Origin of the sequence: Sorangium sp. So ce394 (assembly GCF_051474665.1) — a bacterium.
GTDB lineage: Bacteria > Myxococcota_A > Polyangia > Polyangiales > Polyangiaceae > Sorangium > Sorangium cellulosum_D.
Map to the genome: position 1 here is coordinate 9,602,889 of NZ_CP150339.1, position 13,059 is coordinate 9,615,947.

The following is a 13,059-nucleotide window of genomic DNA, read 5'->3' on the forward strand; positions in this document are numbered from 1 at the left end:
CGCCGGGGCCTTCGTCGCTTCTCCTCCGGGCCGCTTGAATCTACGGGATCGCCGAGCTCCGGGAGAGCCCAGATTGTGCATGCGCCGCCCCGCTCCGTGCGCTATACTGAATAACGGCAGGGGCTTGGTGCATTCCTGCGTGACAGAGGTGGTCGATGTACTCAGCGAACCGTCGCAGGAATATCGAGCGGGAGGAGCGCATGCTGCTCCGCGGGAAGCGGGAGCAGGCAGCTGGCAAGCTCCTTCACAGGGTGCCGGATCTGACGAGCTTGAACCTGGAGATCCGCGAGGCCAGGCCCGACGCGGCCAAGAATGACACGCAGTACATCCGCCGCGTCGTCGTCGAGCACGCGGCAGCGCTGTTCGAGATGCCGTGCTCGTACTCTTCCTGCGACAACGGCGGCTACGACGTGACGCAGGAGGTGCTGAGCGCCCTCGCTACGCGCACGGCGCGCTTCGAGGGCGAATGCGTGTGTCGGGGCAGCTGTGGCAACGCGTTCTGCTCCAGGGTCCTCCGGTACGTCGCCACGGCCACGTACCGGTCGAGCCCTCAGGCATAGGGACCGGGGACGGCGGCCCTCGCCTGAGGCCGCCTCGGACGGTGCGAGCGGATCGCGCCTCCCGAGGACGTTTGAGCGAGCTCGACCGGAAGTCGGGCCCCGCGGCAGCGTACCGAACGAGCGAGGCGGTCACCCGCGCAGGAGATGGCGGGCACCTGGGGCCGGCGCCGTGGCGGCGCCCGGATTGCCAGGGCCGCCGCGCGCTCCGGTCGGCGAGCGCCCTTCGGGCGACCTGCAGCCTGCGGGCGGTCGTGGCCGGATTGAGTCCCCTGGAGCGCGCGGCGCCGCTCGGCCCGCGGATCGGGGCGGCATCTGCCCTCCTGGACGGCTCTCCAGGCGGCGATGAGCACGTCCTGGAGCACATCCTCGCGATCCTCGCGGCGACGCCTCGAGCGACGGCCGTGGCCGCGATCAGGCGTCGCTCCGCGACGAGGGCGTCGATGGGGGGCGAGACCGCGGGGCGCAGCGGCCTTGAGAGCACCGGAGCAGGCGGCGCACCGCGCTTGCGACGGCTCACCGGGAGCTCCGGCACGCCGCGCCTCGACCGACCGGCGGCAAGCAGCGGGGTGAGCGCGCGCGATGGAGCGTGGGTGTTCCGGCTGCGCGCCTGAGCGCACCGGTGTTGCCCCTGTCGCCATCTCTCGACACGACCTGAGCTCTGCGCGATGGGGGCTCGTTCGGCGGGCACGGGTGGGATGCGAGCTTGTAACGTCGATCCAAACGCCGATGCCGGCATGACAAGCATGGATGTGGGCACCGACAATCGCCTCTACATCCTCGATATGGTGGCGTCCCCGCTCAAATCCTCGTATCGCGGGACCGCACGACCATGGAGACCTCTCCGCCGCGCGCACCTTCGAATCCGCCCGGCGGTGTGATGGTCAATCTCGTCGGGACCATCTACCGTATCGGCACGGACGGCACCGCGACCGAGACGACGCCCACGCTCGACGACGTCAGGGCGGATGGGATCGACTTCCATGCCCACCCGATCGAGGTCGGCCCTACGGGCGACGTCGATGTCATCAGCACAGAGGCGATCTACCGCGCCGTACCCGGCTGAATCGGGCCCCCCGCGAAGAGCGGGCCCAGGGCGAGGTCACGAGCGGCGCCCCGGCCACGCCGGCCGCCTCGCCAGCGATCGGGCTCGAGAGACGACGGAGCGGGTGAGATGGTCGCGCAGGTCTGAACGCGGGCCGGTCGGAACGCCGATCCGGACCCATCTCCCGGGCGGGTGACCGCCGCTCGCGACGGGCCCATATCCGGAGCGGGTGACCGCCGCTCTACGGCGCCTCGGGCTCGAGATGTCTGCGCCACTCGTCCCGCGCGCTCGCGTACGCGGTCCGGGCGGCGAGCTCGCGCTCCACGCCGGTGATGGCGGGCATCTTGCGGCGCAGCAGCTCGCCCGGGAGGGCGATCTCCACCTGAGTCCGCGCTTCGCGCAGCGTGCCGGGCCATCCGCCCGCGGTGGGGCGGCCTTCGCGATGGAGGTCTTGACGCCACCGCTCGGCCCACGCCTGGCCCACGGCGGTCGCGCTCTGCTCGATGAACTGCTGCCGTTCGGTCGGCCGCGCAGCACTGTCCGGATCGGTCGCCGGCTCGGGCAGGGCGCCCTCGGCGCCCCGGCTGGGCGCGGCGCGTTTCACTCCACGACCGGGGGCTGAGGCCCCGGGACGATCCCCGCGATGTCCGGATCCTCTCCCGGTGCGCCGTTGCTGCCGGGGCCCTTTTCCTTGCGGCGCGCGACGCGGTTCGCGTCTTTCTCGCGCTGCTTCTCTTGCCGTGCGCGTTCCTTTTGCCGCTTCAATGCTCCCTGCTTCTGCATGCGGAACCAGGCCTTTCGGCGCCCTCCGGCGCGTTCTTCAGCGCCCTCGGGCGCGCTCTGAAAGCGCAAGCGCGGCGGAGCATGAGCTCCGCCGCGCCGCGCCGGTGATCAGTACCGGTCCCGACCGCCGCCGCGGCCGCCGCGGCCGCCACCACCGCCGCCGTAGCCGCCACCGCCGCCGCCGTAGCCGCCACCACCACCGCCGCCGTAACCGCCACCACCACCGAAGCCGCCGCCGCCACCGCGCGCCGGGCGCTCCTGCGCCTCGTTGACCTTGAGCGGGCGGCCATCCAGGAGGGCGCCGTTCAGCTGCGAGATCGCGCTGTTCGCGGCCTGGACAGAGCCCATGGTCACGAACGCGAAGCCGCGCGGCTGCCCGGTCTCACGATCGGTCGGCATCGCGATCTCGCGAACCTCGCCGGCCGAGGCAAACGCGGACTCGAGCGTCTCGCGGGTGGTGCTGAACGAAAGATTTCCTACGTAGAGACGATTTCCCATGTCATCCTGCTTTTACGGCTTTCTGATGCGCCATGAGGCGCTCTCGGCCTGCCATCCGACGAAGCCGTAACGGATCGAACGGAGACGTGCCGCGCGGAACTCCCGCGCGGTCACACGGTGCGTCGTCCAGTCGTCCGAGCGAGCTGCAGTCTCCCTCGCGAGAGGGAAGAGGGAAAGCGTCGTGTCGAGGGCCAGGGACGTTCGTGAGAAGAAGCATCCTAGCCCGACGCGACGTCCTTCGCAAGCGGGCCGTTGCGCCTTCCGTCGCTTCCGCCGTTCTTCCGTCGCTTCCGCCGTTCTTCCGTCGCTTCCGTCGCTCTTCCGTCGCGTCCGTCGTCCTTCCGTCGCTCTTCCGTCGCTTCCGTCGTTGAGCCCGTTTCTGCTGTTTTTGACGAGGTCGCGCGTCCAGCCGCTCCGCGCGCCCACAGGAGCGCCGCCGCGCTCGCGGGCGCCGTCGCTCCTCCGACCAACGCGCGCCAGCGCCGTCCGTCCCGACGAGGATCCGACGTCGAAGAAGCGGGCAGGATCGCCTGCGCCTCGGGCAAACTGGCGCGCATGGACATGGCGACTCGCGATGAGGTGTTGGAGCGCTGGCGCGCGCGCGGCTTCCACGGCGGGCTCTGGACCGATCCGCCCGGCCGCGTATGGGAGGACTTCGTTCACGACGACGACGAGCTCTTGATGGTCCTCGAAGGCGAGCTCGAGCTCACGCTCGCGGGCAAGACGCTCGTGCCGCGCATCGGCGAGGAGATCGAGATCCCGGCCGGCGTTGTGCACACCGTCCGCAACCGGGGGGCGACGACGGCCCGCTGGCTGTACGCCTACGGGCGGCTCGGGTGATCGCCGGCGCGGGCGAGGGCGCCCGCCGAGGCCGCGACGTCCCCGCGCGGCGCGGGCTCGGCCGCGGCGCCCGCGTCGACCGGCGCGGTGCGGCTCGCGACCCAGAGCCACAGGACGACGGCGCCGAGCGCGATGCGGTACCAGCCGAACGGCGCGAGGCCGTAGCGCTTGAGGTAGCGCAGGAAGACCGCGATCACGAGCAGGGCGACCGCGAACGAGACGGCGAGGCCGACGGCGAGCGCGGCGGCGCCGCCGGGCGCGTCGAGGAGGGCGCGGCCGTTCTTGGCGAGGTCGAAGACGGTCGCGGCGCCGAGCGTCGGGATGGCGAGGAGGAACGAGAACTCGGCGGCCGCAGCCGTGCTGAGGCCGGAGAGCTGCCCGCCGACGATGGTGGTCATCGAGCGCGACGCGCCAGGCCAGAGCGAGAAGCACTGGGCGACGCCGATCGCGAGCGCGCGCTGCAGCGTCACGTCCTCGACGCGGGGCGCGCCCTGGTCCGGCCTGCGCCGGCGGGCGGACTCGACGCCGATCATCAGGAAGCCGCCGGCGATGAGCGCGACCGCGACGGGGCCGGGGCCGAAGAGGTGCGCCTTGATGGCCTTGTGGAAGAGCAAGCCGACGAGGGCGGCCGGGAAGAAGGCGAACGCGAGGGCGAGCGCGAGGCGGAGGCTGTCCGGATCGCGCCGGAAGATGCCGCGCACGGTGACGGCGAGCCGCTCGCGGAAGTAGACGACGACGGCGAGCACCGCGCCGAGCTGGATCACGATGTCGAGCGTCTTCGCCGCCTCGCTCTCATGGCCGAGCCACGCGCCGAGCAGGATGAGATGACCGGTGGACGAGACGGGGAGGAACTCGGTCAGGCCCTCGAGGACCCCGAGCAGGACGGCATCGAACCAGAACATTGCGCGGAGTCTAGCCGCACGCGGGCCGCGGGTGGTGATCGAGAGAGCGGCTCAGCCCTCCGCCGGCGGCGGGGCGCTCGGCGCGGCCGGCCGCGCGCGGTCCGCGCGGTCCGCTGGAGGCGCGCTCGACCGCGCGGCGCCCGCCGTCATCCCGGGGAGGAGCTCGTCGGCGATGGCCGCGTACAGCTCGAAGAACTGCTCGTCCCGGAACCGCGAGCCGCTGCGGAAGAGACCCCGCTTGAACCGCGACCAGCGGACCTCCTCGCCCGGGCGCGCGGCGCGCAGCTCCCAGCGGTCGTAGTGCCCGATGACGTCGGCGTGGTCGGCGACCACGATCGCCGCGAGCTCCTCCGGCGACCCCGGCTCCACGAGCTGATGGGCGGTGTTGACGACACCATCGTTGCTCGACGGAGAGATCGGCCCAGCGGGGCTGTCCGGGAACTTGATGACGCGGCACGGCCGCTGCGGCCCCCCCTGCGCGTGCAGCCGCAGCTCGTCCTCGAGGCGCCTGATGGCCTCGGCCGCGATCCGGCTCGGCGCGCCGGACGCCGTGTTCGCGGCCCGCTTGTGGAGGTCGACGAAGAAAGGATCGGAGTCGTCGCTCGCGTTCGCCACGGTGACGAAGCTCCGCAGGCGGGCCGGATGCCGCGGCCCGGCGCTCCTGTCCCTCTCCCGCACCTCGGCCATGCTCTCCGGCGTGAGGGCGTCGATGAGCTTCCGGTTGTTGCCCACGTCGAGGAAGAACCCCCACAGCTCCGTGACCGTCGCGAAGGTGAGATCGAACGCCGAGAGCGCCGATTCGACCACCGTCAGGCGAAGCAGGTTGAAGAGCGGCGGAATGGCCGTCACCGACCCCGGCTCGACGCCGGAGCCGACCAGCCGCGCCAGGTCGGAGTGGGCGAGGTACGTCCCCCAGTGCGGCGCGCAGAGGGAGACGACCGACCGGATCCTCGGACGCCACCCGCTCACCGGATCGAGGTCCTCGTCGTCCCAGCGGTCCTTGCCCTGAGGCCGGGCGCTGGTGAGCAGCTGGGCGTGCACGCCGCCGGTGCTGTGGCCGACCAGGTGGAGATTGGCGCTCGGGAACTGCTGGACGACCTTTTTGAGAAAGACGATCAACGAAGCCTGGCACTCGGCGAGGGACGCCGTGGGCCGCGACGTGACAGGGATCACCGGGACGAGGCCGGGGCGGCCGAGCTTCACCTCGAGCGCGCCGCGCAGCGCGCCGCAGACGCGGTCGGCGAAGTAGAAGAAGCCGCCGAAGTGATCGAAGCCGAGGAATCCGGGGACGAGGACCACGACGTCCGTCACCTCGGGAGCCACCTTGGGCTCCTCGTGTCGACCGCCGAGCTGCAAACGAAGCTGTTCCAGCATGAAGAGCACCCCCAGAGCGCCGTCGCGCGCGGCCCGATCGCGGGCCGGCGCGCCATCCTAGCGGATCGGGCGCGCTCTGGTCGAGCCGGTGCGTCGCTCGCAGGGCCGCGGCTCGCCCACAAAATGCGCGCGGGCGAAGGTCCCGCCGGCTCCTACAAGAACCGACCGTCCCCTCGCCCGCCGCGCGGCTCAGCTCGCCGTCCTGCTGCTCGGCGTGTCGTCCCCCTGGGCCCGGGCGAGCACCGACGCCTTCACCCAGGAGCGCACCATCGTGAGGTGCCGCGCCTCGGCGGCGCGCGCCGCCTGGAACTGCGACAGGACCTCATCGCCCATGCCCTGGCACATGTCGATGAGCACGTCCCACGCGTCGTTGTCCGTGAGCTCGGCGATCAACATCGCCTCCAGCGCGTCGGCCAGGTTGGTCCTCGGATCGGTGACGACCTTGATCAGGCCGCACGAGGCGACCCCGTGGACGTCGGCCAGCGGCGTCTCGGCCGTGGGATCGGCGCCCAGCATCCGGATCACGGAGGCGACCAGGAGGAAGTGCTCGGCCTCCTCCCTGTAGATCTGCTCGATCTCCGCGCGCGTCGGCCCGCCCTCGAACGACCCGAGCGCGTCGAATTTCGCGAGCACCCCTTTCCATAGCCGGCTCCCCGCCCGCTCGAAGGCGAGGCGCTCGCCGAGCTTGTCGAGCAGGACGAGCGGCGCCTCGCCCTTCAGCAGCTGGAGGGCCGACTTCACGGCGCCCTTGAGCGTACCGGGAGGAGGCATGGTGCCGACCCGCGCCTCCCGACGCGCGTAGTGGGCGACGACGTTGGCGATGGCCGAATCGTCGCCCACGCTGCTCGGCGGCATGATCCTCGCCCCGACGATGACCTCCTTCGAGTCCATCGGGGACATGTCCATCCCGGTGCGGTTCATCCCCGCGGTCGTCTCGGTCTTCATGCGGACCTCACTTGGTACAGCCTGGCGCCGTTGCCGTTCGCTTCCTTGCCGGGGACCGCCTGCGCGGCGAGCTCCGTCCCGGGGACCCACACGTACCCCGCGGCCACCGCCTCGGACGGCGACCCGTTCATGTTGATCCGCTCGCGGTACGCGAGCGTCTGCGGGGACTCCGGGATCTGCATGGGATCCACGATGTCCTTGCCGACCGCGCGCAGGTGCACCTCGCCCTGGAGGACGCGGCGCACGAACTCGCGGTGGCTCCGGAACTCGATGGGATCGGGCAGCTTGGCCGGCAGGAGCTCCGCCGAGTCCCTGCCCTCGATCCGCTCGAACAGGCGGCGCACGTGGTGCAGCTGCCCGAGCTCGTAGTCGACGAACCGCTCCCAGATGGCCTTGATCCTGGGGTTCGACTCGGACTTCGCACAGCTGTAATAGTTGTAGACCTCGGTCGCCTCGTGCAGGAGCCACTTCTCGAGCCAGCTCTCGTTGGGATCGATGATCGACTCGTACTGCGTGACGTGCTGCTCCTCGATGGAGGCAATCTCCGCGTAGAGCTGCCGGGCCATGGGGTCGGCGAACGTCGGGCCGACGTTCATGTAGTAGTCGTGCGTCTGGTGCTCGGACGCCATGATCGTGAGCGCGTGCAGCTTGGAGAGCGGCGCCGCGGTCCTCCGATCGTAGGGGGCCCGCAGGTCGTCGTCCGGGTGACGGTGCTCGACGCTCGTGGGCCTGCCGGGGCAGATGTCCGTGTAGCACTGCAGGATGTTGTTCGCGTCCTTGCCGTGCACCCGGTCCATCAGCGCCGCGTAGCGGTACAGGTGATCGAAGTCCTCGAGCATCCCGAAGCGATAGACCTGGGCCAGGTACTCGTCGGGCTCGTTCATCGCGACCGACGCGGTGACCTCGATGGCCACCTGCTCGAACCCGATGGTGGTCTCGAGCACCGACAGGTCCCCCGGGAGGAGCCAGTTCACCATCGTCTGCTGGTGATGCTCGACCCGACGGATGCGGGCGAGCTCCTGCTGGAGCGCGCCGTTCATGCGAGCGCAGGCGTGCGAGAAGCGCACGGCCTCCGACTCGATGCCGTTCATCAAGATGATCCGGACGCGGGTGAACGCGTCATCGTTCAGCTTGCTGGACGGGATGCTGACCAGCTCCCGCCAATCGAACTGCTGTTTTTCGAGCGGTGTTCCCGGCTCGTTCAACAAATCAAGTGCCACCTTGACCTCCAGTGCCGGGGCTGTGTGCAAGAGGCGCTCCACGCGGACGCCCGCCCTGTCCACGACAGCCGGGGGCCGCGATGGGGCGGTTGGTCACAGCTGTCGCAAAATCGCCCGCGCGACTTGCCTCCGGCGCTCATGACGCACGCAGGGCTGGTATTGATGAGGTCGAGACCGCCGCGGCGCCGAGCAGGAACGAGGCCGCCCGCGTGACGCGCGGAGACCGCGCGACTGGCAGGCTCAGCCGCGCCCGCCGGGGCGCGCGACTGGCAGGCTCGGCGGGGCCTCCCGGAGCGCGGGACTGGCAGGCTCGGCGGGGCCCCCGGCGCGCGCCAGTGTGAAGATTCGAACATCACGCCCTTGTTCATCATCATTCACCCGTGTGAAGATTCGAACATCGCGCATTGTTAATTATCATGCATCGCGCCCACAGCAGCGATGCTCCGGTTCGTTCACGTCGCACCCTCGACGTCCGGGCTACCTGAAATACACCAATTTACGCAGGTCGAACGGATCTCGAGATCTGCTGTTCGACCCGCCGAGAGGGCGTGTTGCGGTGTTGACTCCGACAAACGTGGTCGTGTAGTTTCCAAGGAAGAGGCCGTCGGCGCGGGGGGCGCCGGGCAGGCGCTCGAACAGACGCAAGCGCGCTCGCGCACCTCCGCGGCAACGCGGCACGGGGCGCGGACCCGCGATCGCCGCAGGAGGCAGCCACCGTGTCATCGACCGTAAGAGCCCATCGCACCTCTTCGCAGGGTCAACACAGAGGCGCCGTCAGCTCATCGTGCCGGCGAAGGTACTGCGTCCTCGTGGTCGAGGATGACGAGCAGATGCTGAGCAGCATCTCAGCGGTCCTCTCCACGGAGGTCGACGTCGTGGAGTGTACGTCGGCGGAGCACGCGCTCGCACTGCTCGAAACGAGGGAGTTTCACCTGGTCTGTTCGGATCTGATCATGCCTGGGATGAGGGGCGACGAGCTCCTCCGGAAGGTCTCGAGCATGCCCGTTTACACGAGCTGTCTCTTGATCACCGGGGCCGAGGAGTACGCGCGCTCGAAGGAGGCGGCGTATCACCACGTCCTGCTCAAGCCGTTCCATCCGGAGCGGCTGGTGGCGATCGTCCTGCAGCTGGCGCGCCTCACCGAGATGAAGCGCTCGGTCCACTCGATGGCGGACTCGCTCACGCCCACGGACCCCGGGGGCGAGCTCGTGTCCTGCGACTGGACCGAGCCTGCAGCCCTGCCGGAGTCGTCGCGGGCGCCGCGATCGGCGAGGTTCGCGGCGTGCGTGCCGTGCGGCCCCGCGCCGCTCGAGCTGCAGGAGCTGCAGCCGGCGAGCTCCGTCGCGCCCTCGCCCCGCGCGCGCAGGCGGCGGGCCCGGTGAGCCTCGGGGCCGCGGCGCGCGCCGCGGCCCGCGAGCGCGCGGGCGGCGCCCCGGCGAGACGGCGGCGGAGCGACGCCGGCGGACGGCGCGCGGCGAGGGCGCCGCTCGGGCCCTTCTCTTCCTACACGCTCGCCATGCGCGCCTGCATCTCCTCGACGGAGACGTCCTCGATGACGGCCGACAGCTTCCACTGGTACCCGAACGGGTCCTCGATCCTGCCCTCGCGCCGACCGTAGAGCTGGTCGTTGATGGGATAGATGATCTTGGCCCCTGCCTTGATGGCGCGCGCGGCGACGGCGTCGGGGTCCTCGACGTTCAGCGTGATGACGATGGGCGAGCCGCCGAGCGCCTTCGGGCCGCGGGCGTTCCACTGGGGGGCTTCATCCGCGAGGGTGAGCACGGAGTCGCCGATGACGAGCTCGGCGCTGACGATGGCGCCGCCCCGCTCCGGGTCGGCGAGGCGCAGCTTCTCGATCGCGCCGAACGCCTTCTTGTAGAACGCGATGGCGTCCGAGGCGCCGGCCACGACGAGGTGCGACACGACGGTGTGGTACGGGGGCGGGGCGATGGGGTGAGGTCGCGTGGTCATGGGCGGAGGATGTCCGCGCGGCCGGACCGGGTATTGTAAAAACGTGCCGGCAGGGGTCAGCCGGCGACGACGGCCGAGCCGCGGGCGATCGCTCAGCCGCCCTGCGGGACGTGGTTCCGCACGCGTCGCCGCGCGACGTACTCGGTCGGGGTGAGGCCCGCGAACGCGCGGAAGTCGTGGATAAAGTGCGCCTGGTCGTAGTAGCCGCACGCGGCGGCGACGCCCGCCCACGAGACGCGCTCGCCGCGCTCGATCGCCGCGATCGCCTGCTGGAAGCGCTGCACGCGGCAGTAGCGCTTGGGGGTGAGGCCGACCTGCTCGGTGAAGGTGCGGATGAAGCGCTTCGGGCTCATCCCGAGCTGCCCGGTCACGTCGGCCACGGTGTACGCGCGCGAGGGGTCAGCGAACGCGGCGAGCGCGAAGTCGACCGCGGGGTCGCGCGCGAGCGGCGCGCGCGGCCGGACGAGCCGCGCGGCGAGCGCGGCCTCGAGCGCGCGGAGCTTCTCGTCGGGGGTCCGCGCCTCGAGGACGCGCTCGCGGACGAGGGCGGCCTCGCGGCCCCAGAGCGCGTCGAGCGAGACGTGGCTGCCGCTGAGCGCCTCGGCGGCCGGGCCGAAGAACGGGAGGGCGCCGCCCGGGGTGAACTCGGCGCCGACGATCGCGCGCTGCTCGGCCGTGTCGATCGCGAAGTGCTCGGCGTGAGCGCCGCAGACGGCGATGCCGGAGAGGCGGTGGCAGCGGGCGACGGCGGCGGCAGGAGCGGCGTCGTACCAGCGCAGCTCGTCCTCGGCGAGGTTGATGAGGAGGCTCATCGCGCCGCTGGGGAGCACGCGCTCGAGCAGGTCGGGGAGCTCGGGGGCGGCGTAGTACCAGAGCTGGCCGACGAAGCGGCCGAGGGGTGGAGGCGGGGCGTACGTGACGAAGCGCATGGGGCGGCCCGTGGGCGACAGCATGCCACGAGCGAGCGGCGAACGGGCGGCGATGACGGCGCTCCAGGCGGATTCCCTCGGAGAGCGCCGCCGGCCGCTGGTTCCACTCGCAGGAATCCGGAGAGAGAGCGCGCAATGAAGGCGCAAAGGCGCAAAAAGAACGAAGTTTAATGTATTTAATTATAAGTCTTTACACTCCCAAGCTCGCCGTTCGTCGTCGCGAGTGTGCCCGAGCGCCTCGGGACCTCGGGTATGCCACTCCTGGATTTCTTTACTGATTTGGTGCGCAAATATATTTGATCATGTTAACCGGTTTAGTAAAACTCTCTTTTCGCAACGACCGCGCGGCGAACCGCGGCCATCCCGACGTCGCCCCCGACGACGCGTCGCGATGGACAGCGCGGGCTTGCGCTTGGCATCAATGTCTTACGCCGCACAAGGAGTTGACATGAACTTGTGGGTAAACCGACCGAAACAGAGACCATGGGCCGGGATCGCGAGCCTATGCGGTGCAATGCTGCTTCCTGGATGTATGGGACAGATTGGTGGCGGGGACGACGTCGGCAGCCAGGAGTCCGAAGTCCCGGCGCTCCCGAACGACGCCTCCGCGATCGCCGACGCCTGCGAGGCGAACAACGGTGTTCTTCACGTGGGCCTGACCAGGCTCCGCCGCCTCACGCGCGACCAGCTGAACAACGCCGTTCGCGATTTGCTCGGCGCCGAGGGGCGCCCCGCCGACGCGCTCGCGCCGGACGAGCGCATGGGGCCGTTCCACAGCAACGCCATCGCTCCGATCACGGAGCTCCTCGTCCTGCAGGCGGCGGAGCTCGCGGCGCGGGTGGCCTCGGAGGCCGAGGAGCGCATGGACCTGATCGCGCCGTGCAGCCTTGCGGACGACGATGGGACCGCGTGCGCGACCGAGCTCGTCGAGCGGCTCGGGCAGCGCGCGTACCGCCGCCCCCTGGAAGCGGATGAGATGCAGGGGCTCGTCGCGCTCTACGAGCGCGGCCGGCGATCGGGCGGGGCGTCGCGCGGCTTTCGCCTCGTGATCGAGGGACTGCTGCAGTCGCCGTCGTTCCTGTACCACGCCGATGTCGGCGGGTCCGGCGTCCCCTCCGCGACCCCCGAGCCGATGGATGGCTACGGCCTCGCCTCGCGGCTCTCGTTCTTCTTGTGGAACTCGATCCCCGACACCGAGCTGGTCGATCTCGCCGAAGACAGCAGCCTGCTCGAGCGCGACGTGCTCGAAAGTCAGGTCGACCGCATGCTGCAGGACCCGAGGGCGGGCGCCACGATCGCGCTGTTCCACGAGCAGTGGCTCGGGCTCTCGGAGCTGCCCAAGGCGCAGAAGGACCAGGAGCTGTTCCCGGCGTATGGCGAGGAGATGGCGAACGCCATGCTGAACGAGAGCGCCCGCTTCACGGATCACGTCGTGCGGCAGGGCGACGGGAGCTCCAGGAGATCGACGCCTGGTACTCGGAGCAGATCGCCTACCTGCTCGGGAGGCTCGACGCCGTGAGCGAGGGCGACGGCACGCTGCTCGACAACACGCTCGTCGTGGTGGGTAGGGAGCTCGGCAGCACGGCGCACCGCATGGAGCGTGTTCCCTTCGTGATGGCGGGGGGCGCGCGCGGGGCCCTGAAGACCGGGCGCTACCTCGATGTCGACGGGCAGGACCACGCCAAGCTCCTGGTCTCGATCGCGCAGCTCATGGGCCTCGAGACGAGCAGCATCGGGAACCGCAAGCCCGATTCCGGCCCGCTCTCCGGCCTCGTGTGATCCGCCGGACCCCGGGGCCCGCCGAGCCCGCCGCTGGCGTGGCCGCTGGCCGGGAGGCCGTCTCTCCAAATGGATGGAAAACTGCCAACTCGTTGGCAAGGCGCCACACGCACCCGCCGGCGGCTGCTACGATGCCGCCGGACCCGGCGACGCGGAGCGGCTGATTGGCCGCGACGCGCGGACGTTCGATCCGTGGCCGGAGCGCCACCCGAAGGT

15 protein-coding genes are annotated in these 13,059 nt (G+C 70.6%); 6 read left to right on the plus strand and 9 right to left on the minus strand.

Annotated elements, in window-relative coordinates:
- The first annotated feature begins 155 nt into the window (after nucleotides 1-155).
- Together WMF33_RS35400 and WMF33_RS35405 are read left to right on the plus strand one after the other, a co-directional pair.
- On the plus strand, nucleotides 156-560 hold the full coding sequence (locus tag WMF33_RS35400) for a hypothetical protein (RefSeq protein WP_437332754.1): 405 nt from the start codon (nucleotides 156-158) through the stop codon (nucleotides 558-560).
- A gap of 829 nt (nucleotides 561-1,389) precedes the next feature.
- Nucleotides 1,390-1,623 (plus strand): hypothetical protein, encoded by a 234-nt coding sequence (locus tag WMF33_RS35405; RefSeq protein WP_437332755.1) that lies wholly within the window; start codon nucleotides 1,390-1,392, stop codon nucleotides 1,621-1,623.
- A gap of 220 nt (nucleotides 1,624-1,843) precedes the next feature.
- Here WMF33_RS35405 and WMF33_RS35410 read toward each other — a convergent pair whose 3' ends face one another.
- The 3 genes from WMF33_RS35410 to WMF33_RS35420 form a co-directional block, all read right to left on the minus strand.
- Entirely contained in the window at nucleotides 1,844-2,206 is a 363-nt protein-coding gene (locus WMF33_RS35410) for a hypothetical protein (RefSeq protein WP_061626016.1), read from the minus strand.
- On the minus strand, nucleotides 2,203-2,385 hold the full coding sequence (locus tag WMF33_RS35415) for a hypothetical protein (protein WP_437332756.1): 183 nt from the start codon (nucleotides 2,383-2,385) through the stop codon (nucleotides 2,203-2,205). The genes WMF33_RS35410 and WMF33_RS35415 overlap by 4 nt, the downstream gene beginning before the upstream one ends.
- 108 nt (nucleotides 2,386-2,493) lie before the next feature.
- Nucleotides 2,494-2,883 (minus strand): RNA recognition motif domain-containing protein, encoded by a 390-nt coding sequence (locus WMF33_RS35420; RefSeq protein WP_020739007.1) that lies wholly within the window; start codon nucleotides 2,881-2,883, stop codon nucleotides 2,494-2,496.
- Between the two features lie 561 nt (nucleotides 2,884-3,444).
- Here WMF33_RS35420 and WMF33_RS35425 point away from each other — a divergent pair.
- Nucleotides 3,445-3,723 carry a cupin domain-containing protein gene (locus WMF33_RS35425; protein WP_437332757.1) on the plus strand — a complete coding sequence of 93 codons (279 nt, stop codon included), beginning with the start codon at nucleotides 3,445-3,447 and terminating at the stop codon, nucleotides 3,721-3,723.
- On the opposite strand, the gene WMF33_RS35430 is transcribed toward WMF33_RS35425, so the two are convergent.
- The 4 genes from WMF33_RS35430 to WMF33_RS35445 all read right to left on the minus strand — a co-directional run bounded on the left by WMF33_RS35430 (nucleotide 3,705) and on the right by WMF33_RS35445 (nucleotide 8,164).
- Nucleotides 3,705-4,625, minus strand: coding sequence for an undecaprenyl-diphosphate phosphatase (locus tag WMF33_RS35430; RefSeq protein WP_437332758.1), 921 nt, complete (start codon nucleotides 4,623-4,625; stop codon nucleotides 3,705-3,707). The genes WMF33_RS35425 and WMF33_RS35430 overlap by 19 nt on opposite strands.
- A gap of 51 nt (nucleotides 4,626-4,676) precedes the next feature.
- Nucleotides 4,677-5,999, minus strand: coding sequence for an esterase/lipase family protein (locus WMF33_RS35435; RefSeq protein WP_437332759.1), 1,323 nt, complete (start codon nucleotides 5,997-5,999; stop codon nucleotides 4,677-4,679).
- A gap of 189 nt (nucleotides 6,000-6,188) precedes the next feature.
- Nucleotides 6,189-6,944: a ferritin-like domain-containing protein gene (locus WMF33_RS35440; RefSeq protein ID WP_437332760.1), complete on the minus strand. Its 756-nt coding sequence runs from the start codon at nucleotides 6,942-6,944 to the stop codon at nucleotides 6,189-6,191.
- On the minus strand, nucleotides 6,941-8,164 hold the full coding sequence (locus tag WMF33_RS35445) for a hypothetical protein (RefSeq protein WP_437332761.1): 1,224 nt from the start codon (nucleotides 8,162-8,164) through the stop codon (nucleotides 6,941-6,943). Before WMF33_RS35445 ends, WMF33_RS35440 begins: the two co-directional genes overlap by 4 nt.
- An 809-nt stretch (nucleotides 8,165-8,973) precedes the next feature.
- Here WMF33_RS35445 and WMF33_RS35450 point away from each other — a divergent pair.
- The gene (locus WMF33_RS35450) at nucleotides 8,974-9,546 is read left to right on the plus strand and encodes a response regulator (protein WP_437332762.1); all 573 of its coding nucleotides are present in this window, start codon (nucleotides 8,974-8,976) and stop codon (nucleotides 9,544-9,546) included.
- A gap of 121 nt (nucleotides 9,547-9,667) precedes the next feature.
- On the opposite strand, the gene WMF33_RS35455 is transcribed toward WMF33_RS35450, so the two are convergent.
- Nucleotides 9,668-10,135 carry a VOC family protein gene (locus WMF33_RS35455; protein ID WP_437332763.1) on the minus strand — a complete coding sequence of 156 codons (468 nt, stop codon included), beginning with the start codon at nucleotides 10,133-10,135 and terminating at the stop codon, nucleotides 9,668-9,670.
- Between the two features lie 92 nt (nucleotides 10,136-10,227).
- Complete coding sequence (locus WMF33_RS35460) at nucleotides 10,228-11,088, minus strand: helix-turn-helix domain-containing protein (RefSeq protein WP_437332764.1); 861 nt, start codon at nucleotides 11,086-11,088, stop codon at nucleotides 10,228-10,230.
- 508 nt (nucleotides 11,089-11,596) lie between these two features.
- Here WMF33_RS35460 and WMF33_RS35465 point away from each other — a divergent pair.
- Nucleotides 11,597-12,583, plus strand: a complete 987-nt coding sequence (locus WMF33_RS35465) for a DUF1592 domain-containing protein (RefSeq protein WP_437332765.1) — start codon at nucleotides 11,597-11,599, stop codon at nucleotides 12,581-12,583.
- Nucleotides 12,580-12,843: a hypothetical protein gene (locus tag WMF33_RS35470; protein ID WP_437332766.1), complete on the plus strand. Its 264-nt coding sequence runs from the start codon at nucleotides 12,580-12,582 to the stop codon at nucleotides 12,841-12,843. Before WMF33_RS35465 ends, WMF33_RS35470 begins: the two co-directional genes overlap by 4 nt.
- Nucleotides 12,844-13,059: the final 216 nt, after the last annotated feature.

Excerpts from the sequence above, each read along its gene's own strand:
- WMF33_RS35440 (WP_437332760.1), bottom strand. The coding sequence starts at position 6,944 with ATGAAGACCGAGACGACCGCGGGGATGAACCGCACCGGGATGGACATG.
- WMF33_RS35435 (WP_437332759.1), bottom strand. The coding sequence starts at position 5,999 with ATGCTGGAACAGCTTCGTTTGCAGCTCGGCGGTCGACACGAGGAGCCC.
- WMF33_RS35415 (WP_437332756.1), bottom strand. The coding sequence starts at position 2,385 with ATGCAGAAGCAGGGAGCATTGAAGCGGCAAAAGGAACGCGCACGGCAA.
- WMF33_RS35455 (WP_437332763.1), bottom strand. The coding sequence starts at position 10,135 with ATGACCACGCGACCTCACCCCATCGCCCCGCCCCCGTACCACACCGTC.
- WMF33_RS35400 (WP_437332754.1), top strand. The coding sequence starts at position 156 with ATGTACTCAGCGAACCGTCGCAGGAATATCGAGCGGGAGGAGCGCATG.
- WMF33_RS35460 (WP_437332764.1), bottom strand. The coding sequence starts at position 11,088 with ATGCTGTCGCCCACGGGCCGCCCCATGCGCTTCGTCACGTACGCCCCG.
- WMF33_RS35425 (WP_437332757.1), top strand. The coding sequence starts at position 3,445 with ATGGCGACTCGCGATGAGGTGTTGGAGCGCTGGCGCGCGCGCGGCTTC.
- WMF33_RS35465 (WP_437332765.1), top strand. The coding sequence starts at position 11,597 with ATGGGACAGATTGGTGGCGGGGACGACGTCGGCAGCCAGGAGTCCGAA.
- WMF33_RS35420 (WP_020739007.1), bottom strand. The coding sequence starts at position 2,883 with ATGGGAAATCGTCTCTACGTAGGAAATCTTTCGTTCAGCACCACCCGC.
- WMF33_RS35430 (WP_437332758.1), bottom strand. The coding sequence starts at position 4,625 with ATGTTCTGGTTCGATGCCGTCCTGCTCGGGGTCCTCGAGGGCCTGACC.
- WMF33_RS35405 (WP_437332755.1), top strand. The coding sequence starts at position 1,390 with ATGGAGACCTCTCCGCCGCGCGCACCTTCGAATCCGCCCGGCGGTGTG.